The sequence below is a fragment of the Mesorhizobium sp. WSM3862 genome (assembly GCF_002294985.1).
Taxonomy (GTDB): domain Bacteria; phylum Pseudomonadota; class Alphaproteobacteria; order Rhizobiales; family Rhizobiaceae; genus Mesorhizobium.
On sequence record NZ_NSGE01000013.1, the window covers coordinates 129638 to 140917 of the forward strand.

General features: G+C 62.9%; 5 protein-coding genes and 1 pseudogene. All 6 read left to right on the top strand.

The features are described from left to right. The first annotated feature begins 63 nt into the window (after positions 1-63). Positions 64-1428, top strand: coding sequence for a polysaccharide biosynthesis/export family protein (locus CK224_RS28085; RefSeq protein WP_245418718.1), 1365 nt, complete (start codon positions 64-66; stop codon positions 1426-1428). Positions 1429-1455: 27 nt separating this feature from the next. Then, positions 1456-3639, top strand: a complete 2184-nt coding sequence (locus CK224_RS28090; RefSeq protein WP_245426273.1) for a type I secretion system permease/ATPase — start codon at positions 1456-1458, stop codon at positions 3637-3639. A 27-nt stretch (positions 3640-3666) separates the two neighbouring features. Further along, entirely contained in the window at positions 3667-4986 is a 1320-nt protein-coding gene (locus tag CK224_RS28095) for an HlyD family type I secretion periplasmic adaptor subunit (protein WP_095784037.1), read from the top strand. Positions 4987-5046: 60 nt separating this feature from the next. Further along, a complete protein-coding gene (locus tag CK224_RS28100) occupies positions 5047-6000 on the top strand; it encodes a sulfotransferase (RefSeq protein ID WP_095784038.1) in 954 nt (317 codons plus the stop codon). Positions 6001-6072: 72 nt separating this feature from the next. After that, a complete protein-coding gene (locus tag CK224_RS28105) occupies positions 6073-7578 on the top strand; it encodes a lipopolysaccharide biosynthesis protein (protein WP_245418716.1) in 1506 nt (501 codons plus the stop codon). Positions 7579-7729: 151 nt separating this feature from the next. After that, positions 7730-11280: pseudogene (locus CK224_RS32150) on the top strand (hypothetical protein); the annotation flags it as partial.

Here is an 11280-nt window from a genome sequence, read left to right on the forward strand (position 1 = left end):
GCTCCCGCCGGCGAATGTCGGCGGGCCCCGATGGCAGCAGGCTAGACAACCGGAGTACCGACCATGCGTATGCGTATTGACCAGCAATTTCCTCCCAAGCCTCTGCGCATGAAGGGCTGGTGCCGACGGCTAGTTTCCAACTTCGAACCCGCGGTCGGCAGCATGCTCGCAATGATCGGTGGGCTTGCCGTTGCCATTGTACTGCTCACCGCAAGTGCATCGCGCGCGGATGGATACACCTTCGACACCGGCGACATCCTGCGTGTGTCCGTGATCGGCGAACAATCCTATCCGCTGGAGGTCGTGGTCGATGATCGGGGCTCGATCTCACTGCCAATGTTGGGTGACATCAAAGCGCGCGGCCTGACCACCGTTGCCCTCTCGCAGGCCATCCAGCAAGCATTTCAGCAGCAGAAGCTGATCCTCCAGCCGTTCGTGAAAGTGGAGATCGGACAATACCGGCCATTTTTCATCTCCGGAACGGTGGCCCACCCCGGATCCTATCCGTTTCAACCCGGAATAACGGTTCGCCATGCACTCGCCATAGCAGGCGGGTTTCGCGCCAGCGCTGTGGGCAACACGGAGCCCGCCCTGGAAATAGCTGATCTGCGAAGCGCGCGCTCAAACCTGGCGCTTGAAGAATATCGCCTGAAGGTCCGTCTTGCCCGGCTCCAGGCGGAAAGTCGACTGGAAAAGTCCTTCGTCGCTCCTCCCGATTCGCCCGTCGAGTTTGGCGGGCAGTTGATTGACGGCATCATCGCGTCTGAACAGCAGCAGTTGGACGCCCGGCTTGCCGCGTATCGGGATGACGTTTCCTACCTGGAGGCCTCGCTGGATCGGGCGAAGAAGGAAGCGGCCATGCTAGCCGCGGCCAGGGAAGAACGTGAAAAGACCGCGAACATCCAACTGCAAGAACTGCAATCTGCCCGGTCTCTGCGGGAAAAGGGTTTGATAACGAACTCGAATGTGTTGACGGCGGAACGAGCACATACCAGCTATCGGGCTGAACTGGCGCAGACGGAATTGCAGCAGGAACAGGCGCAGCAGGCGATGCTGAACGCTGAAAGCGAGCTGCGAAAGAAGCACCAAAGTCACGAAATGGAATTGATCGGCCAGACCCAGGACGCGCAAGTTGAGCTCGGAAAAATCCAAAGTCAAATCAGATACGTGGCCGACAAGCTTCTCTTTATCTTCACTTACGGCGAACAGAGAACCTTCGACGACCTGCAGGGCTCGGTGAGGATTTCCATCTTCAGGCGCGACCAGAAGATCGCCCACGACATCGTCGCCGATCAAAACACGGAAGTGAGAGCCGGCGACGTCATCGAGGTTTCCGTCGTGGCCAACAAGGGGTTCTACGCTCCGGACTCTGGTATCTCTCCCAAAGTGCAAAATCCGGCCGTCCAGCGCAGCATGGTCGGCCAATAGAGCAGCAGATATCTTCGGAATCTTGACGTGATCTTTGGCACAGCATTGACGGCCTTTGGAGCGCGTCCCCGCCGGGCGAATTTCCATGCCAAGACGAAGCAGCGGCCGCCAAAGCGCCCCCGCACAACTGCGCGCCGCAAGAAGTCGAGCAAGGCCCCGCGCCGCCGCCTCATCGTCCGTCTTCCCGCTGCAATCCTGCTCCTCCTCGCCGCCGCGCTTGCGGGTGCGGAGTTTCTGCCACGCTTTGTTGATCTCGCCAGGGTTTCGCAGACGCGACCCTGGACGGACCTCGTGGCTGGCTGGCGCTATTTTTCCGATCCCCAGGCCTTGCTGGCCGATCCAGGTGCCCTCCAGGTTTTCGTGGCGATCGCGGCCCTTGGTCTCTTCATGGCAGCCGTCCGCAGCGCAAGGCGGAGACGAAGAAACGACTTGCCCGGCGCATTCGCGAACGCCGGCGCCCCGTCCCCGACCAAGGAACCGGCGCCCGGCTCCGAACTGGCCAGTGCGTTGCGTTCCTGCAAGGCAGCCTTCGCGGGCGTTGCGGTTTTCAGCGGCGTGAGCAACATCCTCATGCTGACCGGCGCAATGTTCATGTTAGAGGTCTACGACAGGGTGCTGCCGAGCCGCAGCGTCCCCACTCTGATAGCCATGGCAACACTGGCCGGCGTTCTGTTTGCCGGGCAGGCGGTAATCGACCTCGTGCGCGGCCGCATCATGAACCGGATCGGCGCTGAGCTGGACGAAGCGGTCGGGGGACGCGTATTCACCGCCGTTTCGAAATTGCCCCTGTACATCGGCCAGCAGGGAGATGGATTGCAGCCGCAACGCGATCTCGACAACATCCGTACTTTTCTGTCGAGTGCCGGGCCTGGCACCCTGTTCGATCTTCCCTGGCTGCCCTTCTATCTGGCGATCATCTGGAGCCTTCATCCGACCCTCGGGACAACCGCCGCTTTCGGCGCGTTGGTGCTGGTGACGCTGACGGTCGCGACGGAGATCCTCACACGCAGACCGATGGGCGCCGCGGTTCTAAGCAGCGTGAGGCGCAACAGCTTGGCCGAGGCCAGCCGGCGCAACGCGGAGGTGCTTCAGGCGATGGGCATGGGCAGGCGCCTGCACGACCACTGGCGCGAAGCGAGCCGCGAGCATCTTGCGCTGCAACAGCGTGTCAGCGACATCGTTGGCGGTTTCGGCAGTTTCGCTCGTGCGTTGCGACTGATGCTTCAGTCGGCGATGCTGGGTGTGGGCGCCTGGCTTGTGATCGAGGGCGAGGCGACCTCCGGGATCATCATCGCCGGCTCCATCCTTGTAGGCCGTGCGCTGGCGCCCGTCGATCTTGCCATCGCCCATTGGCGCAACTTCGTCGGGGCGCGACAGAGCTGGAGCAGGCTGAGCAAATTGCTCGCCCGGTTGCCGCAGGATGCTCAACCGATGGCGCTTCCGGTGCCCGGGTCGAAGTTGACGGTGGAGCGCATCGCGATCGGTGCGCCGGGCGCACAGCGCATCATCGTGCAAGGTGTGGAATTCAGCCTGGACGCCGGCTCGGTGCTCGGCATCATAGGACCAAGCGGTTCCGGCAAATCAAGTCTGGTTCGAGGGTTGGTCGGCGCATGGCGACCGCTGGCCGGCCGTATCAAGCTGGACGGCGCCGCTCTCGACCAGTGGTCGTCGGAGCGGCTGGGCCGCTACATAGGCTACCTTCCGCAAGACGTCGAACTGTTCGCGGGAACGGTTGCCGACAATATCGCGCGCTTCGATCCCGGGCCGGACCCGCAGGCCATTGTCGCAGCCGCCCGCGCCGCGGGCGTCCACGAGCTCATCATCGGTCTCCCCAATGGCTACGAGACGCAGATCGGAGAGGGCGGAACCGCGCTTTCAGCCGGCCAGCGTCAGCGCATTGCGCTGGCGCGCGCGCTGTATGGCGATCCGTTCCTGGTGGTCCTCGACGAACCCAACTCCAATCTCGATGCCGAAGGTGAAATGGCGCTTGCCGCTGCCATCCTCGCAATCAAGGCCCGCGGCGGCATCTTAGCGATTGTGGCGCATCGGCCGAACATTCTCAGCACAGTGGATTTCCTGCTCGTGATGAAAGAAGGCCAGACGCAGATGTTCGGCACCAGGGAAAGCGTTCTGTCGACACTCTTGCCCGCGCCACAGACCGTGACCGCAGGCCTGCAGCCGGTTTTCAAGCTCACTCCGACACCGCGTTGATGGCTGACCCGGATTGGAAATGGGGAAATGACAGCTGCCCTTTCGAACGTGTCGCTTTTGAACCGACGGTCGATCCGTCGCAATCTGCTGGGTGGCACGACCATCGTCGCATTGCTCATCGGCGGAATGGGAGTCTGGGCCGGGACGGTGGATGTTTCGGGAGCGGTGATTTCGCACGGCACGGTGGTCGTCGACAGCAGCGAAAAGAAGGTTCAACACCCGACCGGCGGCGTGGTCGGTAAGATTTTTGTGCGCGACGGCGACCGCGTCAGGGCCGGAGACGTTCTGGTCCAGCTCAGCGACACCGTTCCGCGTGCCAGCCTGGCATTCGTGACGAAGAACCTGGATGAGCTCTATGCGCGAAAGTCCCGGCTCGAGGCCGAGCGTGACGGCAGCGAGCGCATCACGCTTGCTCCGATGCTTGTCGCGAGAATGAACGACCCTGAGATAGCTGCCACAGTGGCCAGCGAACAGCGGCTGTTCGAGCTTCGTCGAACCGAGGTGTCTGGCAACAAGGCGCGCCTACGCGAACGCATCGAGCAGTTCGGGAAGCAGATCGAAGGCTATTCGGCGCAGGAATCGGCAAAGACGAAGGAGATCAAGCTGATCAACGACGAGCTCGTCGACATACGCAGTCTTGTCGAAATGAAACTCACCCTCAAATCGAAGCTGACCGAATATGAACGTGAGGCGACGCGCATCGAGGGTGAACGGGCGCAACTTGTGTCGAGCATTGCGCAGGCAAAGGGAGCGATCGCCGAAATCGAGCTGCAGATCCTGCAGCTGGACAAGGAGTTTTCCAGCGAGACCGGGAGCGATCTGCGCGATGTCGAGGCCAAAATCGCCGAGTTCGAGGAGCGCAAGGTCGCCGCCGAGGACCAGCTGTCGCGCATCGATATTCGCGCCCCCGCCAGCGGCACGGTCCATCAATCGGCAGTCCATACCGTTGGCGGCGTGATTGGCGCGGGGGATCCGATCATGCTGATCGTGCCCGACACCGATGCTCTCGCGGTCGAGGTAAAGGCCGCACCCCAGGACATCGATCAGCTCTCGATCGGTCAGCGCGCGCTTCTTCGCTTCACGGCTTTCAACGTCCACACCACGCCCGAAACGGAAGGTATGGTCTCCATGATCGCGGCAGACGTGACGCGCGATCAGCATACCAACGAAATCTACTACACGGTACGCATCACCCCCGACCCCCACGAGCTGAAGAAGCTTGGAGCGCTCTCGCTGGCGCCCGGCATGCCGGTGGAAGCGTTCGTACGGACTGGCGACCGCAAGGTGCTCTCATACCTGATGAAGCCTTTGACGGACCAGATGATGCGTGCCTTCAGAGACCAGTAGCATCGCAGCTATCGTGCGCATCCGTGCATCCTGGTTGACCTTTAGCGATAGGGGCTTGTCATGACGACAACAGAGTTGAAACCTCCGATTTTTCTGATTGGCAACTACCGGTCGGGCACCACCATCACGCAGAAATTGATCGGGCTGCACCCGGATGTCGTCACCTGGTACGAGCCAAAAACATTGTGGCTCTATGCCGATCCGGCGCGGCGGCATGACGAATTTGTCAAAGCCGACGCCAGCGAGAAGGTCGTGCGCTACATTCGCAACCGGTTCCTCGACTATCAGCTGCGGAACGGCAACCGGCAAATCATGGAAAATACGCCCGCCAACGTCTTGCGCGTGCCATTTATCCACCAGATATTCCCAGAAGCTATATTTCTATATATTACAAGGAATCCGTTCTCCTATATAAGCTCCATGGAACTTAAGTGGCAGCGCGCAAAAAGTTTCAAAGGTCTTCTGCGACTATTGAAAGAAACGCCGGCCACGCAAGTCCATTACTACGTGGGAGACGTCGTAAAGCAGATAGTCGCCAAGAGGATACTACACAGAAAATACACGTCGATCTACGGACCGCGCTACAAGGGAATAGATCGGGATTTGCAGGAGCATCAAAAATTGACAGTGATCGCGCGCCAGTGGGCGCGCGGCAATCGAATGGCCCGAGAGGATCTCGCCAGGCTTGGCGAAGGCCGCGTGCTGTCGTTTCGCTATGAGGATCTGATACAGGATCCCGAGTTGGTCTTGCGCCGTATCTATGAACATTGCGGGCTGCATTGCTCTGACGACATCCTTCGCGTGGCGAAGGAGATGATCGATCCCGGCCGCCAGCAGAAGTGGCTGCGCCTGGATGCGAACGAACTGGCGGCGATCATCCCCGAGGTGCGGGATGAGATGGGATTCTACCGCTACGAGATCCCCCCGTCCCTTCTCGTCGGGCATGGCTCGCGGCCCACGCGGGCGCCGTTGGCGTTTCAGCATGGCCATCCGAATATCCCCTCCCCCCGCTGAGCGGTTCCGGGGAGATGCATGGCCGCCCTTCTTTGGTCGGTCGAGTAAGCAAGGCGGCATGTGGAGATTGGCGTGAGCGACATCCGGCGCGGGCTGGCAAAACGCAGTGTCGTAGGCATGTTCTGGACGGGCCTGTCCATGGGCGCCTTGGCGGTTGCCGAGCTTGTCGCCCTCGTCCTCCTGGCCCGGTTGCTCTCGCCCAACGAGTTCGGTCTCTACTCCGCGGCACTGATCGTCATCAAGTTTTCGGCCATCTTCCAGGGCCTCGGCATCACGCCTGCGATCGTGCAGCGACCTGTACTGGAGGAGCGGCATCTCCGGGTCGGATATACCCTGTCGCTCTTCCTTGGCCTTACCGTAACCGCTCTGGTATGGGCGTTGGCACCCGCTATTGCCGGTCTTCTTCGCCTGCCCGAGCTCACTCCGATCGTGCGTGCGGTCTGCTTCATCTTTCTTTTCCAAGGAGCCTCCATGGTGGCGCTGGCCTCGGCCCAGCGTGCCTTGCGGTTCCGTTGGCTCGCGCTCGTCGACGCGGTCGCTTTCGCCATCGGCTACGTGGTCGTCGCTCCGGTGCTGGCTTGGCTCGGCTTCGGTATCTGGGCACTTGTCGCAGCGATCCTGGTCCAGCAGTTGTTCCGCACGATCGTGCTGCTCGTCGGCCAGCGGCACCCGATGCGGCCGTTGCTCGAGAGGGGCGCGATTTTCGAACTGCTCTATTTTGGCGGCGGCTTCACCATTGCGCGGGTCTGCAACTACCTTGCCACTCAGGTGGACAGGCTTGTCGTGGGCCGCTATCTCGGCGCCGATGCGCTCGGTGTCTACGGTTTGTCGTCCCAACTCATGACCACTCCGGCGGTCATCGTGGGCCAGGTGCTCGATCGCGTGCTGTTCCCCACCATGGCGCTGGTCCAGGAAGAGCCCGTCAGGCTTGCGCGCGCCTATCGCAGCGCGGTCGCCGGTTGCAGCCTGCTTGTCCTGCCGGCCAGCGTGGTGGTGGCGATCGTCGCGCCCGAATTGGTTCGGGTCATTCTCGGACGGGGCTGGGAAGGCGTGGTCGGCCCGCTCCAGATCCTGGCGTTCAGCATGCTGTTCCGCACGAGCTACAAGCTTAGCGACTCCGTCTCGCGAGCAACCGGAACGGTTTACGCCCGGGCCTGGCGCCAGGCTGTTTTCACCGTCGGTGTCTGCATCGGAGCCTTCACAGGGCAATTCTGGGGCGTGGAAGGGGTGGCGTTTGGTGTCGGCCTGGCATTCGGGGCAAATTTCTTTCTCATGGCGCAGCTGAGTCTCCGCGTGACCGGGATGACGTGGGCGAATTTCTTCCTTGCGCACCTGCCTGGCGTCGCGCTCGCGGGCGTTGTCGGAACCGGTACCTGGGCATTCGTGGACTGGCTTCGCGCCCTCCATCTATCGCCTCTTCCGCTGCTCATCGATACGGCATTGCTGGCGTCTGTGGGGGGCTTGCTGTTGTGCTGGCTCCTGCCGTCGCTATTCCTTGGGCGGGAAGGCCTGTCACTGCTGCGCCTGCTCGCGGCAGTCGTGCCCGCATGGCCAAGACTGAGGCAGGCAACAGACTGATCAGCGGCGGAACTCGAGGTCAGTTCCCAGGATCACGTTCTTCACGCGCAACGACGCCATCGCCTTGCTCGATCATGGGCTCAGCCTGACGCCCGATCGGGCACCGGGAGATTCCGTCGTTGCGGAGGAAATTTACGAGAGGAGACCGACTATGGCTGAACTATTCGAAGCGCGGCTGGCGGCCGCGGGCGATGATGTCGAGGAGAAAGCTTCGGGCTCGATTTCAACCAATGTCGACGATCTGGAACTGGGCTTTGCCAGCACGACTCGCCAGACGGTCGGCCTACGCTTCACCGGCGTCGATATCCCGCAAGGCGCGATCATCACGAGCGCCTACATCCAGTTCCAGGCCAATGAAGTGAAGACCGGCGCGACCTCGCTGGTGATCAAGGGCCAGGACACCGACGACGCAAGCGCCTTCACCAGCACCAGCTTCAATGTATCGTCACGGGCAACGACCGACGCGTCGGCGACTTGGACGCCGGCCCCGTGGACCACGGTGGGCGAGCAGGCCCTGGCCGAGCGCACGCCCGACCTGACGGCTATCGTGCAGGAGATCGTCAGCCGCTCGGGCTGGGCGGCGGTCAACGATATGGCATTCCTGATCACCGGCACCGGCACGCGCACAGCCGATTCCTACGAGTACAATCCGACCAGCGCGCCGCTGCTGCACATCGAATATGTCTTGCCCGGATCCGGAAGTCCGGTGGCCTTCAACACGCCTGCCGATGCCGATCCCACTGCCAACCAGATCGCCGAGCTCGCCGCGGCGGGAGCGCCGACCGGGATCACCGCTTCGGCCACGGATCCCGACGCCGGCGCGACCGTCACCTACAGCCTCAACGACTCGCGTTTCGACATCAATGCCAATACCGGCGTCATCACGCGCTCGGGCACAGGCACGCTCGACTTCGAAACCCAGTCGTCCATCAATCCGACGGTGACGGCAACTTCTTCCGACGGCAGCACCGCCACCCAGAGCTTCACCCTCGATGTCCTCGACAGCCCGGAGCCGGTTGCGTTCAACACGCCGCCGGATGCCAACTCCGCGGCCAACCAGATCGGCCAGAACGCTGCCGCCGGCACCGCCGTCGGTATCACTGCTTCGGCCTCTGATCCCGATGCCGGCTCGACTGTCGCCTACACGATCGACGACACGCGGTTTGCCATCAGTTCCAGCACCGGCGTCATCACGCGATCAGGTACCGGCACGCTCAACGCCCAGTCCGAGCCGTCTGTCAACCTCACCGTCACCGCCACCTCGTCGGACGGGAGCGTCGTCACGCACCCCTTCACCGTCGCCGTCACGGCCGGCCAACAGCCTGTGGCCTTCAACACTCCGCCCGACTCGAACCCCGGCTCCAACCAGATCGCCGAGCTCGCCGCGGCGGGGACACCGACAGGGATCACCGCTTCGGCCACCGATCCCGATGCCGGCTCGACGGTCACCTACAGCCTCAACGACACGCGCTTCGCCATTGATTCCAGCACCGGCGTCATTACGCGCTCGGGCACAGGCAGCCTCAACTTCGAGACCCAGTCGTCGATCGACCTGACGGTGACGGCAACCTCTTCCGACGGCAGCACGGCCAACAAGGTCTTCACCATCGCCGTCCTCGACAGCCCGGAACCGGTTGCGTTCAACACGCCGCCCGATGCCAACACCGCGGCCAACCAGATCGGCCAGAACGCTGCCGCCGGTACTGCCGTCGGCATCACCGCTTCGGCCACGGATCCCGATGCCGGCTCGACGGTCACCTACAGTCTCAACGACCCGCGCTTTGCCATCAATCCCAGCACCGGTGTCATAACACGCTCGAGCACCGGCACGCTCAACGCCCAGTCCGAGCCGACGGTTGCGCTCACGGTCACCGCGACCTCGTCGGACGGCAGCACCAACACCCACGCCTTCAATGTTGACGTCACCGGCGGCAGCACGCCTGGGACTTTCGAGGCCAGGGTGGCGGCCGCAGGCGACGATGTCGAGGAGAAAGGTTCCGGCTCGATTTCGAGCAATGTCAGTGATCTGGAACTGGGCTTTGACGGCTCTACCCGCCAGACGGTCGGTCTCCGCTTCACCGGTATCGACGTCCCGCAAGGCGCGATCATCACCAGCGCCTACATCCAGTTCCAGGCCAATGAGGTGAAGACCGGCGCGGCCTCGCTGCTGATCAAGGGCCAGGACACCGACGACGCAAGCCCCTTCACCAGCACCAGCTTCAATGTATCGTCACGGGCAACGACCGACGCGTCGACGGCTTGGACGCCGGCCCCGTGGACCACGGTGGGCGAGCACGTCCAGGCCGAGCGCACGCCAGACCTCACGGCTATCGTCCAGGAGATCGTCAGCCGCTCGGGCTGGGCGGCGCTCAACGACATGGCCTTCCTGATCACCGGCACCGGCACGCGCACCGCCGATTCCTACGAATACAATCCCGCCAGCGCGCCGCTGCTGCACATCGAATATGTCTTGCCGGGATCCGGAAGTCCGGTGGCCTTCAACACTCCGCCCGACTCCAACCCCGGCGCCAACCAGATCGCCGAGCTCGCCGCGGCGGGAGCACCCACGGGCATCACCGCTTCGGCCACCGATCCCGATGCCGGCGCGACCGTCACCTACAGCATCAACGATGCACGCTTCGCCATTAATTCCAGCACCGGCGTCATCACGCGCTCGGGCACAGGCACGCTCGACTTCGAAACCCAGTCGTCCATCAATCTGACGGTGACGGCAACCTCTTCCGACGGCAGCACCGCCACCAAGAGCTTCACCCTCGGTGTCCTCGACAGCCCGGAGCCGATCGCGTTCAACACGCCGCCGGATGCCAACTCCGGGGCCAACCAGATCGGCCAGAACGCTGCCGCCGGCACTGCCGTCGGCATCACCGCTTCGGCCTCGGATCCCGATGCCGGCTCGACAGTCACCTACACGATCGACGACTCGCGCTTTGCCATCAATTCCAGCACCGGGGTCGTCACGCGCTCGGGCACCGGCACGCTCAACGCCCAGTCCGAACCGACGATCAATCTCCAGGTGACAGCGACGTCGTCCGATGGCAGCAGCGCCACGAGCACCTTCACTGTCAGCGTCACGGCCGGCCAACAGCCCGTGGCCTTCAACACTCCGCCCGACTCCAACTCCGGCGCCAACCAGATCGCCGAGCTCGCCGCGGCGGGGGCACCGACAGGGATCACCGCTTCGGCCTCGGATCCCGATGCTGGCTCGACGGTCACCTACAGCATCAACGACACGCGCTTTGCCATCAATTCCAGCACCGGTGTCATCACGCGTTCGGGCACAGGCACGCTCGACTTCGAGACCCAGTCGTCCATCAACCTGACGGTGACGGCGACCTCCTCTGACGGCAGCACCGCCAACAAGAGCTTCACCCTCGCCGTCCTCAACAGCCCCGAACCGATCGCGTTCAACACGCCGCCCGATGCCAACACCGCGGCCAATCAGATCGTCCAAAATGCCGCCGCCGGCACTGCCGTCGGCATCACCGCCTCGGCCAAGGATCCCGATGCCGGCTCGACGGTCACCTACACGATCGACGACTCGCGCTTTGCCATCAATTCCAGCACCGGCGTCATCACGCGATCGGGCAGCGGCACGCTCAACGCCCAGTCCGAACCGACGATCGATCTCCACGTGACAGCCACCTCGTCCGACGGCAGCATCGCCACGCACACCTTCACCGT